General features: G+C 70.7%; 11 protein-coding genes. 3 read left to right on the forward strand and 8 right to left on the reverse strand.

What is annotated here, in order from left to right:
- Position 1: 1 nt before the first annotated feature.
- The 4 genes from IF11_RS0107350 to IF11_RS0107365 all read right to left on the reverse strand — a co-directional run bounded on the left by IF11_RS0107350 (position 2) and on the right by IF11_RS0107365 (position 5,555).
- Positions 2-1,462: an NCS2 family permease gene (locus IF11_RS0107350; RefSeq protein WP_030350635.1), complete on the reverse strand. Its 1,461-nt coding sequence runs from the start codon at positions 1,460-1,462 to the stop codon at positions 2-4.
- A gap of 177 nt (positions 1,463-1,639) precedes the next feature.
- Complete coding sequence (locus IF11_RS0107355; RefSeq protein ID WP_051745612.1) at positions 1,640-4,054, reverse strand: xanthine dehydrogenase family protein molybdopterin-binding subunit; 2,415 nt, start codon at positions 4,052-4,054, stop codon at positions 1,640-1,642.
- A 2-nt stretch (positions 4,055-4,056) separates the two neighbouring features.
- Positions 4,057-4,650, reverse strand: a complete 594-nt coding sequence (locus IF11_RS0107360; RefSeq protein ID WP_030350637.1) for a (2Fe-2S)-binding protein — start codon at positions 4,648-4,650, stop codon at positions 4,057-4,059.
- Between the two features lie 2 nt (positions 4,651-4,652).
- Positions 4,653-5,555 carry an FAD binding domain-containing protein gene (locus IF11_RS0107365; RefSeq protein WP_030350638.1) on the reverse strand — a complete coding sequence of 301 codons (903 nt, stop codon included), beginning with the start codon at positions 5,553-5,555 and terminating at the stop codon, positions 4,653-4,655.
- Between the two features lie 256 nt (positions 5,556-5,811).
- Here IF11_RS0107365 and IF11_RS0107370 point away from each other — a divergent pair, with 256 nt between their 5' ends.
- The 3 genes from IF11_RS0107370 (at position 5,812) to IF11_RS0107380 (ending at position 9,257) form a co-directional block, all read left to right on the forward strand.
- Positions 5,812-7,644 (forward strand): PucR family transcriptional regulator ligand-binding domain-containing protein, encoded by a 1,833-nt coding sequence (locus tag IF11_RS0107370; RefSeq protein ID WP_030350639.1) that lies wholly within the window; start codon positions 5,812-5,814, stop codon positions 7,642-7,644.
- A gap of 360 nt (positions 7,645-8,004) precedes the next feature.
- Positions 8,005-8,793: a hypothetical protein gene (locus tag IF11_RS0107375; RefSeq protein ID WP_030350640.1), complete on the forward strand. Its 789-nt coding sequence runs from the start codon at positions 8,005-8,007 to the stop codon at positions 8,791-8,793.
- 161 nt (positions 8,794-8,954) lie between these two features.
- On the forward strand, positions 8,955-9,257 hold the full coding sequence (locus IF11_RS0107380) for a hypothetical protein (protein ID WP_030350641.1): 303 nt from the start codon (positions 8,955-8,957) through the stop codon (positions 9,255-9,257).
- A gap of 63 nt (positions 9,258-9,320) precedes the next feature.
- Here IF11_RS0107380 and fumC read toward each other — a convergent pair whose 3' ends face one another.
- The 4 genes from fumC to IF11_RS0107400 form a co-directional block, all read right to left on the reverse strand.
- Positions 9,321-10,784, reverse strand: a complete 1,464-nt coding sequence (fumC, locus tag IF11_RS0107385) for a class II fumarate hydratase (RefSeq protein ID WP_030350642.1) — start codon at positions 10,782-10,784, stop codon at positions 9,321-9,323.
- The gene (locus IF11_RS0107390; protein WP_030350643.1) at positions 10,781-12,442 is read right to left on the reverse strand and encodes an NAD-dependent malic enzyme; all 1,662 of its coding nucleotides are present in this window, start codon (positions 12,440-12,442) and stop codon (positions 10,781-10,783) included. The genes fumC and IF11_RS0107390 overlap by 4 nt, the downstream gene beginning before the upstream one ends.
- Positions 12,443-12,694: 252 nt before the next feature.
- Complete coding sequence (locus IF11_RS0107395) at positions 12,695-14,539, reverse strand: ABC transporter ATP-binding protein (RefSeq protein WP_051745613.1); 1,845 nt, start codon at positions 14,537-14,539, stop codon at positions 12,695-12,697.
- Positions 14,536-16,407: an ABC transporter transmembrane domain-containing protein gene (locus tag IF11_RS0107400; RefSeq protein WP_078490516.1), complete on the reverse strand. Its 1,872-nt coding sequence runs from the start codon at positions 16,405-16,407 to the stop codon at positions 14,536-14,538. The genes IF11_RS0107395 and IF11_RS0107400 overlap by 4 nt, the downstream gene beginning before the upstream one ends.
- Positions 16,408-16,604 lie beyond the last annotated feature (197 nt).

Raw genomic sequence — 16,604 nt, forward strand, 5'->3', positions numbered from 1 at the left:
GTCAGGAGACGCCCAGCCAGGATTCGATCGGGTGGAGCGCGTAGAAGACCACGAAGATCACGGTGAGGCCCCACATGAAGGCACCGATCTCACGGGCCCTGCCCTGGGCGATCCGGATCGCGACGTACGAGATGACGCCGGCCGCGACCCCGGCGGTGATGGAGTACGTGAACGGCATCAGCACGACGGTCAGGAAGACCGGGACGGCGACGGCGCGGTCGCCCCAGTCCACATGCCGCGCGTTCTGCGTCATCATCGCGCCGATGACGACCAGGGCCGCCGCCGCGACCTCGCCCGGGACGATCTGCGTGATCGGGGTGAAGAAGAGACAGGCCGCGAAGAGGAGGCCGGTGATGACGGAGGCGAAGCCGGTACGTGCTCCCTCGCCGACGCCCGTCGCGGATTCGACGAAGACGGTCTGGCCCGAGCCGCCCGCCACCCCGCCGATGGCACCGCCCGCGCCGTCGATGAACAGCGCCTTGGACAGGCCCGGCATCCGGCCCTTGTCGTCGGCGAGCTTCGCTTCCGTACCGACGCCGATGATGGTGGCCATCGCGTCGAAGAAGCCCGCGAGTACGAGGGTGAAGACGATCAGGCCGACGGTCATCGCGCCGACCTGTCCCCAGCCGCCGAACTCGACCTTCCCGAAGAGCGAGAAGTCGGGCATGGAGACGGCGCTGCCGGTCAGCTCCGGCGGACCGCTGTTCCATGCCTTGGGGCTGATGCCGCCGGCGGCGTTGAGGACGACGGCGATGACCGTGCCGATGACGATGCCGATCAGGATGGCGCCGGGCACGTCGCGGGCCTGGAGCATGAAGATCAGCAGCAGCGTGACGCAGAAGATCAGGACGGGCCAGCCGGCGAGTTCACCGGTGGGGCCGAGCGTGACCGGGCCACCTCCCTGCGAGGCGTGTACGAAGCCCGCCTTGACCAGCCCGATCAGCGCGATGAACATGCCGATGCCCATCGTGATCGCGTGCTTGAGCGCGAGCGGGATGGCGTTCATGATCATTTCCCGCAGGCCGGTGATCACCAGCAGACAGATCACCACTCCGTACATCACGCACATGCCCATGGCCTGCGGCCACGTCATCACGGGCACGACCTGGCCGGCCACCACACCGGAGACGGAGAGCCCGGCGGCGAGCGCGAGAGGCACCTTTCCCACGAAGCCCATCAGCAGAGTGGTCAGGGCGGCGGCGAAGGCGGTCGCGGTGATCAGGGCCTTCTGTCCGAGAGTGTCACCGGCGACGTCCTCGCCGGAGAGGATCAGCGGGTTGAGCAGCAGGATGTACGCCATCGCCATGAAGGTCGTGACGCCGCCACGCAGTTCGCGGGCGACGGTCGAGCCGCGAGGGGATATGTGGAAGTACCGGTCGAGCCAGGACCTGCCGGCCGGGGGACGTGAGCCTGTGCCGGCGTCCTCGGCGGTGGTCCTCGGCTCCACTGACGAATGGGTCATGTATGCCTGCTCCCAAGGTTCAAAGGGGCTCCCGCGAAAGGACAGGGGACTGCGGGATTTGGGATGGTGCGTGGGCTGCACGACCCGGGGGACGGCCCGAGACGAATTAAAGGCGCGGTCCCCGGCGGCACGAGCGGCGCCGCCCGGGGACTGCCAGCGAAGGGAATTGATGGGGTGTCAGGTGCCGGTGAGATGCTCGGGGCGTACCGGCGTCCTGTTCAGCTCCAGACCCGTCGCGTTCCTGATGGCCGCCAGAACGGCGGGAGTTGATGAGAGGGTCGGAGCCTCGCCGATGCCGCGCAGACCGTACGGCGCGTGGGCATCGGCCAGTTCGAGTACGTCGACGGGGATCGTCGGCGTATCGAGGATGGTGGGGATCAGATAGTCCGTGAAGGACGGGTTGCGCACCTTCGCGGTCTTGGGGTCGACGATGATCTCCTCCATCACCGCCACGCCCAGACCCTGGATGGTGCCGCCCTGGATCTGGCCCAGGACGGAGAGCGGGTTGAGCGCCTTGCCGACGTCCTGGGCGACGGCCAGTTCGATGACCTTGACCAGCCCCAGTTCGGTGTCCACCTCGACGACCGCGCGGTGCGCGGCGAACGAGTACTGGACATGGCCGTTGCCCTGGCCCGTCCGGAGATCGAAGGGCTGGGTCGGACGGTGGCGCCACTCCAGCTCCAGATCCACCGCCTCGTCCTCCAGCACGTCCACCAGATCGGCGAGGACCTCGCCGCCGTCGGTGACGACCTTGCCGCCTTCCAGCAGCAACTCGGCGGTGGCCCAGGCCGGGTGGTACGTACCGAACTTGCGCCGGCCGATCTCCAGGACCTTCTCCCGGACGTTCTCGCAGGCGTGCTTCACCGCCCCGCCCGTGACATACGTCTGACGGGAGGCGGAGGTGGACCCCGCCGAGCCGACCTGGGTGTCGGCCGGCTGGATGGTGACCTGCGTGACGCCGAGTTCGGTACGGGCGATCTGGGCGTGTACGGTGACGCCGCCCTGGCCGACCTCCGCCATCGCGGTGTGGACGACGGCCACCGGCACCCCGTTGATCACTTCGAGCCGTACCCGCGCGGTGGAGTAGTCGTCGAAGCCCTCGGAGAAGCCGACGTTCTTGATGCCGACCGCGTAGCCGACACCCCGTACGACGCCTTCGCCGTGGGTGGTGTTGGAGAGCCCGCCGGGCAGTGCCCGTACGTCGGCCGCCTCGCCGGCCGCGAGCCACTGCTGCTCGGGCGGGAGCGGTCTGGCCTTGACCCGGCGGAGCAGTTCGGCGACGGGCGCCGGGGAGTCGACGCGCTGTCCGGTCGGTAGCAGCGTGCCCTGTTCCATGGCGTTGAGCTGCCGGAACTCCACCGGATCCATGTCCAGCGCCGCCGCCAGCTTGTCCATCTGCGCCTCGTACGCGAAGCACGCCTGGACCGCGCCGAAGCCGCGCATCGCGCCGCAGGGCGGGTTGTTGGTGTAGAGCGCGATGGCCTCGATGTCGACGTCCTCGATGACATACGGGCCGACGGAGAGGGAGGAGGCGTTGCCGACGACGGCCGGGGAGGCGGAGGCGTACGCGCCGCCGTCCAGCACGATCCGGCACTTCATGTGGGTGATCTTGCCGTCGCGGGTCGCGCCGTGTTCGTACCAGAGCTTCGCGGGGTGCCGGTGCACATGGCCGAAGAAGGACTCGAACCGGTTGTAAACGATTTTCACCGGCTTGCCGGTGCGCAGCGCCAGCAGACAGGCGTGGATCTGCATGGAGAGGTCTTCCCGGCCGCCGAAGGCGCCGCCGACGCCGGAGAGCGTCATCCGGACCTTGTCCTCGGGCAGGCCGAGCACGGGGGCGATCTGGCGCAGATCGGAGTGGAGCCACTGGGTGGCGACATACAGATCGACGCCGCCGTCCTCGGCGGGCACCGCGAGGCCGGACTCGGGGCCGAGGAACGCCTGGTCCTGCATGCCGAAGACATAGTCGCCGGAGACGATCACATCGGCGCGCGCGGCCGCCGCGTCGGCGTCGCCTCGGACGATCGGCTGGCGGTGGACGATATTCGGGTGCGCGACATGCCCGATGTGGTGGTCGTCGCGGTTCTCGTGGATCAGCGGGGCGCCGGGGGCGGTCGCGGATGCCTCATCGGTGACGACCGGCAGTTCGGCGTAGTCGATCCGTATCTTGGCGGCGGCGCGGCGGGCGGTCTCCGGGTGGTCTGCGGCCACAAGGGCGACCGGCTCACCGTGGTGCCGGACCCTGCCGTGGGCGAGGACGGGGGTGTCCTGGATCTCCAGACCGTAGTTCTTGACGGCCGTCGGGAGATCGTCATAGGTCAGTACGGCGTAGACACCCGGGGTCGCGAGCGCCTCGGCGGTGTCGATCGACCTGATCTCGGCGTGCGCCACGGTGGAGCGCAACGTGTGGCCCCACAACATGTCTTCGTGCCACATGTCGGAGGAGTACGCGAACTCGCCGGTGACCTTGAGTACGCCGTCGGGACGGAGCGTCGACTCGCCTATGCCGCCCTTGGTCTGCGAGCCCTGGCTGATCCTGGTGGGGGCGCCGATGGGGGCCCCGGGGCCGGTGGGTGAACCAGTCGTGGCCATGCTCAGACCGCCTCTTCCTGACGGGCGGCCGCGAGGCGGACCGCGTCGAGGATCTTCTCGTAGCCGGTACAGCGGCAGAGGTTGCCCGACAGCGCCTCACGGATGTCCGCGTCGCTCGGGGAGGGGTTGTGCTCCAGCATCTCGTCGGCCGCGACCAGCAGGCCCGGGGTGCAGAAGCCGCACTGTACGGCGCCCGCGTCGATGAACGCCTGCTGGATCGGGGAGAGTTCGCCCGCCTCGCCGGTCCCCGAGTCCGTGCCCCCGGCCCGCCACCGCTGGGCGCGCTGAAGGCTCGTACCGCACGAACCCGAGGCGCAGCCGTCGCCGGGATGCGCCTCGTCGCGGTGCTTGGCGTAGTCCGCCAGGCCCTCGACGGTGATGATCTCGCGGCCCTCGGCCTGGCCGGCCGCCACCAGACAGGAACAGACCGGGACGCCGTCGAGCCGTACCGTACAGGAGCCGCATTCGCCCTGCTCACAGGCGTTCTTGGAGCCCGGAAGGCCCATGCGCTCACGCAGTACGTAGAGCAGGCTCTCGCCCTCCCAGACGTCGTCGGCTTCCTGCCGGCGGCCGTTGACCGTGAAATTGACGCGCATGGTTACGCAGCTCCTTCGAGGGTCCGGCCGGTGCCGCCGCCGTCCGTGCGGTACTGCTCCCAGGTCCAGCCGAGCTGGCGGCGGGCCATGATGCCGACCGCGTGACGGCGGTACTTCGCGGTACCGCGCACATCGTCGATGGGGTTGCAGGCGCCCGCGACGAGATCCGCGAACTGCTTGGCGACGGACGGCGTGATGATCTTGCCGCTGTCCCAGAAGCCGCCCTCGTCGAGCGCCGCGTTCAGAAACGTTTCGGCGTCCCGCGCCCGTACGGGGGTGGGCGCCGCCGAGCCGATGCCGGTCCGTACCGTCCGGGTCTCGGGGTGCAGGGCCAGCCCGAAGGCGCAGACCGCGATGACCATCGCGTTGCGGGTGCCGACCTTCGAGTACTGCTGCGGTCCGTCCGCCTTCTTGATGTGCACCGACTTGATCAGCTCGTCCGGTGCGAGGGCGTTGCGCTTCACGCCGGTGTAGAACGCGTCGATCGGGATGCGGCGCGCGCCGCGTACCGACTCGACCTCGACCTCGGCGCCCGCGGCGAGCAGCGCCGGGTGCGCGTCCCCGGCCGGGGACGCGGTGCCGAGGTTGCCCCCGACACCCCCGCGGTTGCGGATCTGCGGCGAGGCGACGGTGTGCGAGGCGAGCGCGAGGCCCGGCAGCTCCGCCCGCAGGTGCTCCATGATGTGGGTGTACGGCACGGAGGCGCCCAACTCGACGTTCTCCTCGCCGACCACCCAGTCGCGCAGCTCGCCGATCCGGTTCAGATCGAGCAGGTACTCCGGCCGCCGGTGATCAAAGTTGATCTCGACCATGACGTCCGTGCCACCCGCGATGGGCACAGCCGTGGGGTGCTCGGCCTTGGCGGCGAGCGCCTCCTCCCAGCTGGCGGGGCGAAGGAAGTCCATATGCGGCTCTCTTCTTGATCGTCTTGTTGATCGCTGGTGATCGCTGGTGATCGCTGAACTCCGGGGACGGCCGGTGTCACAAGTACACAAGCAGCGCTTCCGCCTGGTGCAGTCACCGAAACCATGAAGGAATTGGCTGGTCGCCTTCCGAGTCTTGTAGATTCGAACGAAAGGCGAAGGCCCGGTAACCAAAAGGTCTTCGTACCGAAACGCACGGTGCGAGAACGGTGCGAAATCAGAGATCGGCGGCGACGAGATGCGGCTGCGCGCACTGCTGGAAACCGACGCGCTGGGCCTGCGACTGCTCGGCGGCGAGGAGGAGCTGGACCGGACCGTCCGCGGGGTGATGACCACCGATCTGCGGGACCCGAGCCGCTATCTGTCGGGCGGCGAGCTGGTCCTCACCGGCCTCGCCTGGCGGCACTCCGCCGAGGACTCGGAACCGTTCGTACGGATCCTCGTGAGCGCCGGGGTCGCCGGGCTCGCCGCGGGCGAGGCGGAGCTGGGTGCCGTCCCCGACGACCTGGTCACGGCGTGTGCGCAGCACCGGCTGCCGCTCTTCGCGGTGAACGAGGACGTGGCGTTCGCGACGATCACGGAGTATGTGGTGCGCCAGGTGTCCGGCGAGCGCGCCGGGGACCTCGCGGCGGTCGTCGACCGGCACCGCAGGCTGATGACCTCGGGCCCGGCGGGCGGTGGCCCCGATGTGGTCCTCGATCTCCTCGGCTCCGATCTCGATCTGCGGGCCTGGGTGCTCTCCCCCACCGGCCGGCAGATCGCGGGCGCCGGTGCCCCGCTGTCACCGGCGAGGGCCGCCGCGCTGGCCGGTGAGCATCTGGCCGCCACCCGCGCGGGCCGCCGTAGCCCCTATCGAACGGCCGTCGACGGAACGGCATACTCCCTCTTCCCCGTCCGCAATGTGGGGCGCGGGACCACACCCACCGCCTTCCGGGATGTGCGCGAGACAGTGCTCTCCGACTGGCTGCTCGCGGTCGAGGCGGACGCGGGCGACTGGCCCGCGGCCCGGCTGGACCTGCTCCAGGGGGTGACGCAGCTGATCGCGGTGGAACGCGACCGGCGCGACGCGGCCCGTACGGTACGCCGCCGGCTCGCCCAGGAGGTCCTGGAGCTGGTGCAGACGGGCGCCGCCCCGGCCGAGATCGCCGCCCGGTTGCGGGTGGCAGCCCCGGTGCTCCTGCCGGGGCTGGGCACGGCGCCGCACTGGCAGGTCGTGGTGGCCCGGGTGGAGTGGGCACAGAAGGGCACGGGCGACGGCGGCAATGGCGGCAATGGCGGCAATGGCGTTAACGGCGCGGGCGGCCCCGGCGCGGCGCTGATCGAGGGCGGCCCGGTGGCCCAGTCGCTGCTGGAGGAGATCCTCGTCGACCCCGCGTGGACCGGGGCCGGGGCGGGAGCGGACGCCTCCGACCGGATCGCGGTGGCGCATACGGATGACGAGGCGATCGCGCTGGTACCCCTGCCCGCGGTGTCCGCGGAACCCCCGGCCTCAGCCGTACCGGACGCGGGCGAGGGGGCGCTGCCGGGCGGCGGTTCCGGGGCGGAGAAGCCGCTGGATGTCGCCGCGGCGGACTCCGGCATCCACGCGGACGCGCTGCTGGCCGCCGTACGGAACCCGCTGTCCGCGGGGCTCGCGGACGACGGCCGGCTGACGCTGGGCGTGAGCGCGCCGGTGCACTCGGCGGAGGGGCTGCGCGGCGCGCTGGAGGAGGCCCGCCACGCCCGTCGCGTGGCGGCGGCCAGACCGGGCCGGGTCTGCGCGGCGGGCCACCATGAACTGGCCTCGCACGTACTGCTGTTGCCGTTCGTCCCGGACGACGTACGGCGCGCCTTCACCGCGCGCCTGCTGGACCCGCTGCGCGACTACGACCGGCGCCACCGCGCGGAGCTGATCCCGACGCTGGAGGCGTTCCTCGACTGCGACGGCTCCTGGACGCGGTGCGCGGCGCGGCTGCATCTGCATGTCAACACACTGCGGTACCGGGTGGGTCGGATCGAGCAGCTGACGGGGCGTGATCTGGCGCGCCTGGAGGACAAGTTGGACTTCTTCCTGGCGCTGCGGATGAGCTGAGATGGCGGGGCCCGTCCTCGCGGGGCACCGCCACCGCCGGGTCACCGGGTGCCAGGGAGACGGGTGGTTGACCGCCATCACCCTGAACGGTCACAAGAAGATCCGCTTCCGCCGTGAGGACCGCCCCCGATGCGCCCGCCGCGCCTCCTCCCGTACCGGTCGCCGCAGGTGACAGCCCTCCCGGCGGTCCCGCGCGCCCCGGTCGGCGGCCCCGGACACCCCCGTCACCCGCGCCTCACCGCCGGCGCCGATGACCACAAGATTGTGAAATCTTTCACCTGACCTATTGGCCCGGCGTGCCGATCCATGCTGAGATGCGTCCACACTCAACAGCACAATGGCGCGCTCGGGGAGGGCAATGTGGCGCATACCGCCATGTCTGGTTCCGGAACCACCTCTGGTGACGACCCTCTCCAGACCGCGGTATGGCGGCTGCGCTCGCGCGGCTGTTGGACCGACGCAGCGGCCCTGCTCGCACCGCACAGCTCCGTCCCCGCGCGGACGCTCCAGCGGGCCTCGCTGCTCGTCGAGCGCTGTCTGTTCACGGGCGGCGGCTGGCCGGAGGCCGAGGACGCGCTCCGCGCGGCGGAGGCCACGGCGCGCGAGGACCACGAACGGGGCGCCGCCGCGTGCGAGCGCGGCCATCTCGCGTACGCGTCGACCGTCCTCGGCGTACGCGACCGGGCGGACGAGGCACGGTCGGCGCTGGGGCGGGCGGCCGCGCTGCTGGACCCGGCGGCTCCCGGGCGCGCCCTGCTCGACTTCCGGCGCGGTCTGGTCGCCGAACACCTCTCCGACTCCCCGCAGTCGGCGCGCGCCGCGTACCGCCGCGCCCACGCCGCCGCCACGGCGCACGGCGAGACGCTCCTGCTCTCGTTCACCTGGCGCCATCTGGCCGGACTGGCCCTGAGGGAGGGCGAGTTGGCGGAGGCGCGGCACGGTTTCGGCGAGTCCCTGCGGATCCGGGAGGAGTTGGGCTACCTCGTGGGCACGGCGCCGGCCCTCGCGGCCCTGGCCGACGCGGAACCGGAACCGGAGGCGACCCGTCTCCGCGCGGAGGCCGGCCGTCTGTTCAGACTGCTGGGCGGCGTCCCCACCTGGCTCGCGGACCAGCTCGCCCCTCCGGCGTCGGCGGCCCCCGCGGTCTGAGTGGTCGGTCACGCCGCCGTTCAGGCCACGGGCCGCCCCACGAACGAGTGAGGGAGGGACGTTTCCGCGGCGGCCGTACGAGTGAAGGGGCGCATATACGCGTAACGAGGTGGCCAGACTGCCCCCGCTCCACCTCCGCCCCCTCACAGAAAGAGGTTCCCGTGAAGAGTCCCGGAAGGACCCTGGTCACCACCGCTGCCGCCGCCGTTCTCTGTGTCGGCTTCCCGCTCAGCGCCCAAGCGGCCGAGGGTCTTCTCTTCTATACGTCGGAGTACGGCCCGATCGTCCTCGAAAACCCCGCGGACGGCCTGTGTTACAGCGTCGGAAACGCCCAGGACCCGCAGAACTCCACCGACCGTGTCGCGACCGTCTACAGCGAGAAGCAGTGCAGAGGCGATGCCACCCGGCTCAAACCAGGTGCGGAGGGTTTCCTCTCTTTCGCCTCGGTGAAGTTCACCCGCTGACCGCCACCGCGTCGCGGTCGGGGCGCGGACGACGACGGCGCTATGTGGTGCTCGTTCACCACGTCAGTGATTGAGGTTGACCATTTTCTTGGGGTCGACGATGCGGTCGAAGTCCTGTGCGGTGATATAGCCGGTGGCGAGGGCGGCTTCGCGAAGTGTGGTGCCCTCGTCGTCGGCCTTGTGGGCGATTCGGCTGGCCTTGTCGTAGCCGATCTCCGGTGAGAGTGCGGTGACGAGCATCAGGGAGCGTGCGAGGTAGGCGTCTATCTGCTCACGGTGCAGGTCGGCGCCTTCGATGCAGTAGACGCGCAGTTTCTCGCCGGCGTCCGCGAGGATGCGGGCCGAGTGCAGGAAGTTGTTGATGATGACGGGCCGCATGGCGTTGAGTTCGAAGTTGCCCTGGCTGCCGGCGAAGGCGACGGCGCTGTCCTCCGCGAGTACCTGGACGCACACCATGACCATCGCTTCGCACTGGGTCGGATTGACCTTGCCGGGCATGATGGAGCTGCCGGGTTCGTTCGCGGGCAGGGCGAGTTCACTGATGCCGCAGCGGGGGCCCGAGGCGAGCCAGCGCAGGTCGTTGGCGATTTTCATCAGCGGTACGGCCAGAGCCCTCAGCCCGGCCGAGGCCGCCACTATGGCGTCCAGACTGCCCTGGGCGGCGAAGGAGTTGGCGGCGGTGCGGAACGGGTAGCCCGTCAGCTGGGCGATCTCCTGGGCCACGTGCTCGCCGAAGCCCTCGGGGGCGTTGAGTCCGGTACCGACAGCGGTCCCTCCGACGGCCAGTTGGTGCAGGTCCGGCAAAGTGGCTTCGATACGGTCGATGGCGCCGGACAGCTGGGCGGCGTAGCCGGACCATTCCTGGCCCACGGAGAGCGGGACCGCGTCCTCCAGATGGGTGCGCCCGATCTTGACGATTTCCCACCAGTCACGGGACTTGGCTTCCATCGCCTGCCGCAGTTCCCTCACTTCCGGGAGCAGGTGCTCGTCGATCTGCCGTACGGCGGCGATGTGCATGGCGGTGGGAAAGGTGTCGTTGGAGGACTGGCCCATGTTGACGTGGTCGTTGGGGTGGACCGGTGTCTTGGAGCCCAGGGTGCCGCCGACGAGCTGGATCGCCCGGTTGCTGATGACCTCGTTGACGTTCATGTTGCTCTGGGTGCCGGAGCCGGTCTGCCACACGTACAGCGGGAAGTGGTCGTCCAGGGCGCCGTGGATCACCTCGTCCGCTACGTGTGCGATCAGGTCGGCCTTCCACCGCGGCAGGCGGCCCTCGCGTCCGTTGACGAGTGCGGCGGCCTTCTTGACGTAGCCGTAGGCGTGGTAGACGGCCTTGGGCATGCGGTCGTTCCCGATGGAGAAGTGGATCAGGGACCGCTGGGTCTGGGCGCCCCAGTAGCGGTCGGCGGGCACTTCGACGGCGCCCATCGAGTCGGTTTCGCGGCGGTGGCCGGTGGCGTCGATACCGATCGGCACGTCCCGTACCCTCGGCGGCTGTTCATCGGCGTTCTGGTGACGGGCGGTCATTGCGACGCCTCCTTCTCGGACAGCTGTCCGTAGACCGGCTGCCACATGGCGTCCTGTACGGCCTGGACCAGGTCTTCCGGCCGGCGGGTGGCGACCTTGTCCTCGACAGCGGCCTGTACCACCGCCACCGCCACCGTCGCCGAGGAGGCGCGCAGGTTCGCCACCGGCGGCAGCAGGGGCGCGCCCGGGGCGCGGGCGTCGACCTGCCCGGCGACCGCCTCCGCCGCGGCGAGCAGCATCCCGGCGGTCATCCGCTGCGCGCCGGCGACGACGGTGCCCAGGCCGAGGCCCGGGTAGAGCAGCGCGTTGTTGGCCTGGCCGATGACGTGGCGCACCCCGCGGTGCTCGACGGGGTCGACCGGGATGCCCGTGGCCGTCAGGACCTTGCCGTCGGTCCAGGCCATCAGGTCGGCCGGCATGGCCTCGATCTTCTCGGTGGGGTTGGACAGCGGGAAGATGACCGGCCGCTCGACGTGCTCGGCCATCGCGGTGACCACGTCCTTGTCGAAAGCCCCCGGGGTGGTGGAGGTACCGACCAGGATGGTGGGGTGAACGTGCCGGACGGTGGTCAGCAGGCCGGTCTCCCCGTCCGCCCAGCCGTGGACCTCCTCGGCGGGCCGTGCGTAGGGGGCCTGGTAGTCGCGCAGGTCCGCCATGCCCTCCACGAGCAGGCCCTGCTTGTCGACCAGCCACACCCGGCGGGTGGCCTCCGTGCTGTCGAGGCCGTCGCGGACCATGGCGTCGCGCAACTGGTCGGCGATGCCGACGCCGGCGGTGCCGGCGCCGAAGACGATCAGTCGCTGCTCGCGGAACGGCACGCGGGTGACCTTCAGGGCCGACAGGGCGGCGGCCAGGGTGATGGCGCCGGTGCCCTGCATGTCGTCGTTGAACATCCGGTAGCGGTTTCCATAAGTCTCCAGGAGGCGGCGGGCGTTGCCGGGCCCGAAGTCCTCGAAGTGCAGCAGCGCGTTGGGATACAGCTCCGAAACGGTCTCCAGGTAGGTCTCGACGAACGCGTCGTACCGCTTGCCCCGGACCCGGCTGTGGCGCAGGCCCATATAGAGGGGGTCGTTGAGGAGGTTCTCGTTGTCGGTCCCGACGTCCAGAACCACCGGCAGACACCGTGCCGGGTGCAGCCCGGCCGCGGCGGTGTAGACGGCGAGCTTGCCCACTGAAATCTGGACACCCTGCACACCCCAGTCGCCGATGCCCAGGATCTCCTCGGCGTCGGTGACCACCACCAGGTCGATCTCGTCGCGGTGGAGCCGCAGTGCCTCGAAGGAGCGGCGAAGGTCCTGCGGCCGGTCGATCGACAGGAAGACTCCGCGAGGGCGCCGGTAGTCGTGGCTGTACCGCTTGATCGCCGCCCCGACCGTCGGGTCGTAGACAATCGGCAGCAACTCAGCGAGATGATCCGACAACAGTCGGTAGTACAGCACTTCGTTGCGGTCGTGCAGCTGGTCGAGGCTGATGAACTTCGCCAGGTCCGTCGGCTCCTGCCGCACCTGTTCGTAAGCACGAAGCGCCTGCTGGTCAAGGGTGAATTCGGCGTCGGGCAGCCGGCCCACCAGGTCGAGACGCTCCCGTTCCTCGGCGGTGAAGGCCGTACCGCGATTGGTCAGCGGATCGAGCAGGACCGGAGGTGTATGCATCGGCATGAGAACCACTCCACGGGTATCGTCACTCCGTCCGTATCCCCCCGTTCCATGCTTGGGCTTTTCCCCAGTCGGCGCCATCGGAAGGCCCCGGACCAGGCGTTTCCATGAGTCCGGGCCGGCGCGAACCCCTGCGGTCGGCGAACCCCTGTGGTGGTCGGCGAACCCCTGTGATCGGCGCGAAACCCTGTGAGCGCGCTTCCCCTGCCCGGAGGGAGTGTGGGCGACCTGTCCACGGTGGCCCCGGCGCGGACCCTATACGGACGGTGCCGTCGGGGTGTCGCCATGCCATGAGTGCCATAGCCCGGCGTACGCGCCGCCCGCGCCAACCAGCGCATCGTGTGTGCCGAGTTCCGTCAGCAGGCCGTCGTCCATCACGGCCACCCGGTCCGCGTCGCGCGCCGTGTGCAGCCGGTGCGCGATGGCGATGACCGTACGGCCTTCGAGTACGGCGGCCAGCGCCCGTTCCGCGTGGCGCGCGGTCGTCGGGTCCAGGAGTGCGGTCGCCTCGTCGAGAATGACCGTATGGGGATCGGCCAACACCACCCTCGCCAGAGCGAGTTGCTGCGACCGCGCGCCATCGATGGCCATCTCGCCGGAGCCCTCCAGCGGGACGCCGAGCACGCCCGCGCCCAGTTCCGTGTCCAGGCCGTCCGGGAGGTCGTCGACCCAGTCCGCGCCGACGGCGTGGAGCGCCGCGCGTATCCGCTCGTCCGTGGCGTTGGGCGCGGCGATCAGCAGGTTGTCGCGGACGCTGTCGATGAAGACATGGTGTTCCTGGGTCACCAGCACCACTTGGCGGCGCAGTTCGCCGGGGTCGAGTGCGGCGATCGGTACGCCGCCGACCGTCACCGAACCGGTACGCGGACGGTCGATGCCCGCGAGCAGGCGCCCCAGGGTGGACTTGCCGGCGCCGGAGCGGCCGACGACGGCGAGGCGTTCGCCGGGGCGTACGGTCAGATCGACCCCGCGCAGGACATCGCGCCCGCCGTCGTACGCGAACCTCACCCCCGTGACCTCGATCAGGTCGCCGTCCGGGACGGGTCCGGCCGGCTGCCGTGCCCGCAGAACGTCCGCGTCGGCATTGGCATCGGCGTCAACGGCGGCCAGTCCCTCGACCCTGGCGAAGGAGGCCCCGCTGCTCTGGAGTTGCTCCACCCACTGGAGGATCGTGTCCAGCGGCTGCTCCAACTGCCGCAGATACAGCGCGCAGGCGACCACCGTGCCGAGACTCACCATGCCGTTGCCGGTCAGCGCGCCGCCGACCAGCAGGACCGCCACGACGGGAACCACGTACCCGATGTCCACCGACGGAAAGAGCACGCTGCGCAGGAACAGCGTCCGGTCACGTGTCCGCAGGCATTCCTCGACCGCTTCCTCGGAGGCGGCGATCCGGCGCTCCTGGAGTCCGAAGGCCTCGACGGTACGGGCGGCCGAGGCGGTGGACGAAAGGACCTCCGCCAGCACGGAGTTGGCCTCGCCCTCCGCCAGATAGCCGGCGTGCGCGCGGCGGAGATACCAGCGGGTGGCGATCCGGATGCCGAGCAGTCCGAGCAGTCCGCAGGCGCCGAGCAGCGGGTCGAGGACGAAGACCGCGCCGAGGATGAACAGGACCTGTATCCCCGCGATGAACACATCGGGTCCGGCGTCGCGCAGGGTGGTGCCGACGGCGGTGACATCGGTGGTGCCGCGTGTGGTCAGATCGCCCGTACCGGCGCGTTCGACGGTCGAGGCGGGCAGCGCGAGCGCCCGGCCGACGAGCCGTTCGCGGATACGGGCGGAGGTCCGCTCGCCGAAGCGATGGCCGATGAGGCGTGCGTACCGCGCGAGCAGGAGCTGAGCCAGCGCGCACCCCAGGATGATGAGCGTGTACCGGTCGACGGCATCCACCCCGCCGCCGGCCCGTACGGTGTTGATGATGCGGCCGAGCAGCCAGGGGCCGACGAGCCCGGCCGCCGCCGCCAGCGCGTTGAGGATGATCGCGGCGGCGAAGGCACGGCCGTCCTGGCGGATCAGCTCGATCGCCGCGCGCCGGATGTGGGGCGGTTCGGCGACGGGCAGGTGCTGGGCGGGGGGCGCTGTTTTCCGGCCGGTACTCATCGGGCCGCCTCCTCCTCGTACGGACCGGGCTCGTTCGTACGGCTCCCGTCCATGCGCCTTTTGTCCATGTGCCCCTCGTCCATGTGCCCCTCGTCCATGTGCCCCAGGTCCATGTGCCCCAGGTCCATACGGCGTCCCTCCGCGCCGGGTTCGTCCTCCGCGCCGCGCGAGACGAGGGCCCGGTAGCCGGCCCGGTCGCGGATCAGCTCCCGATGGCTGCCCGTGGCGGCCACGCGCCCGCCCACCAGGTAGTGCACCGTGTCCGCGCGCTCCAGCATCAGCGGAGAGGTGGTGGTGACGAGCGTGGTGCGGCCGGCTCTGGCGGTACGCAGCCGGGCGGCGAGCGCGGCCTCGGTGTGCGCGTCGACCGCCGAGGTGGGATCGACGGCGATCAGCACCTCGGGGTCCGCGAGCAGCGCCCGGATCAGCCGTACGCGCTGACGCTGGCCGCCGGAGAGATCGCGGCCGCCCGCGAGGATCCGCGAGTCGAGGCCGTGCCGCCGGCCGTCCACGACGTCCTGCGCGACGGCGGCCCGCACGGCCTCCGTGATGGCTTCCTCGTCCCGCTCGCGGCGGCCCTCGACGGCCTCGCGCAGCGTCCCGGCGAAGAGGTCGGCCTCGTTGTCCGCGACGAGGACGCGCTCGCGGATCCGGGGCAGGGCGATCGCGTCGAGACGTACGCCGCCCCACGTCGCGTCCGAGGGAACGAACCGGCCCAGCCGGTCGGCCACTCGCGCGGCGTCCGAGGGCCGGGCGCAGACGAGCGCCGTCAGCGTGCCGGGCTCGACGGAGACACCGGAGGCCGGATCGCTCAGCGGGGCGGGGGACGAGGGCCCGTCCTCCACTGCCGATTCCAACTGCTGTTCCGAGTCCGCGAATTCGGGTTCCAGATCCAGGAAGCGGATGACCCGGCGGGCGCACACCAGGCCGCGGCTCAGGTCGTACCCGCCCTCGATGAAGAACGCCACGGGCATGACGAGGACCGCGACATACCCGTACACGGCCACCAACTCGCCCACGGTGATGTCCCCTTGCGCGGCCATCCGGGCGGCGAGCCAGGTCACGGCGGCCAGGAACAGCGCCGGAAGTCCCAGGCCGAGGGCGTCGATCCAGCTGGTGACGGCTCCTACCCGGTACCCCTCTTCCTTGAGCTTCGCCGAATCGCGCCGGTAGCGCCCTGCGTACACGTCCTTGCCGCCGAGCCCGCTCAGCACGCGCAGCCCGCCGACGATGTCGACGAAGCGCGCGGCGAGGGCGCCCTGCCGCTCCCGGTACGTCGTCTCCACCCGCTGCAACCGGCCGAGCAGCGGGCCGACCAGCACCGCGAGCAGCGGCACACCCAGCAGTACGACGGCGGCGAGGAGCGAGGAGACGGACAACAGGAGCGCGGCCACGACGAGATACGCGACCACCGCGCCGAACCCGGGGCCGGTGATCGTCAGCGTGCGGCTCAAGACAATGACATCGGCGATGCCGATCGTGACGACCTCCCCCGCCGTGACGCGGCGGGGCAGGGTGGCACCCAGCCGGGTCGCCTGGCGGACCACGACACGCACCGTACGGAAGGCGGCGTCGTGCCGGACCCTGGTCATCGTCCGGTGCCGCATCATGCCGACCCAGGCGTTCGCCACCCCGACCCCGAACAGCGCCCCGACCCAGCCGAGGAACGCCGCCCGGTTCCCCGGCTCCAGGCCGTCGTCGATCGCGCGCGAGAGCAGATACGGCGGCAGGGTCAGCCCGATCATCCAGACGCTGCCCCAGGTCGCCCCGGCGGCCACCCGCCCCCGCTGGCTTGTGACGAGCCACCACAAGTACCGCGCGGCGCTACGCCGGTCCGGAATGCCTGGATGTACGTAGGAGTCCCCCATTCTCCGCACCCTAGACGAGCGGCTCAGGGGTCGCGTCGCCCGGATCCGGACCCGGCCGGGCGCCGCGAACGCCCGCCGCCGCGCATACCGTTACGGCCTCCCCACGACCTCACCACCGGCTCACCACGAACGCGCCGGGTTGACGCCTCCGGTACACCCTCACCGGAAGAGCAAAAGGAACACATCACCCGCAATCA

The sequence above is a fragment of the Streptomyces scopuliridis RB72 genome (genome assembly GCF_000718095.1).
GTDB classification, from domain to species: Bacteria; Actinomycetota; Actinomycetes; order Streptomycetales; family Streptomycetaceae; genus Streptomyces; species Streptomyces scopuliridis.

Excerpts from the sequence above, each read along its gene's own strand:
- IF11_RS0107400 (WP_078490516.1), bottom strand. The coding sequence starts at position 16,407 with ATGGGGGACTCCTACGTACATCCAGGCATTCCGGACCGGCGTAGCGCC.
- fumC (WP_030350642.1), bottom strand. The coding sequence starts at position 10,784 with ATGACCGCCCGTCACCAGAACGCCGATGAACAGCCGCCGAGGGTACGG.
- IF11_RS0107395 (WP_051745613.1), bottom strand. The coding sequence starts at position 14,539 with ATGAGTACCGGCCGGAAAACAGCGCCCCCCGCCCAGCACCTGCCCGTC.
- IF11_RS0107360 (WP_030350637.1), bottom strand. The coding sequence starts at position 4,650 with ATGCGCGTCAATTTCACGGTCAACGGCCGCCGGCAGGAAGCCGACGAC.
- IF11_RS0107365 (WP_030350638.1), bottom strand. The coding sequence starts at position 5,555 with ATGGACTTCCTTCGCCCCGCCAGCTGGGAGGAGGCGCTCGCCGCCAAG.
- IF11_RS0107370 (WP_030350639.1), top strand. The coding sequence starts at position 5,812 with ATGCGGCTGCGCGCACTGCTGGAAACCGACGCGCTGGGCCTGCGACTG.
- IF11_RS0107390 (WP_030350643.1), bottom strand. The coding sequence starts at position 12,442 with ATGCCGATGCATACACCTCCGGTCCTGCTCGATCCGCTGACCAATCGC.
- IF11_RS0107350 (WP_030350635.1), bottom strand. The coding sequence starts at position 1,462 with ATGACCCATTCGTCAGTGGAGCCGAGGACCACCGCCGAGGACGCCGGC.
- IF11_RS0107355 (WP_051745612.1), bottom strand. The coding sequence starts at position 4,054 with ATGGCCACGACTGGTTCACCCACCGGCCCCGGGGCCCCCATCGGCGCC.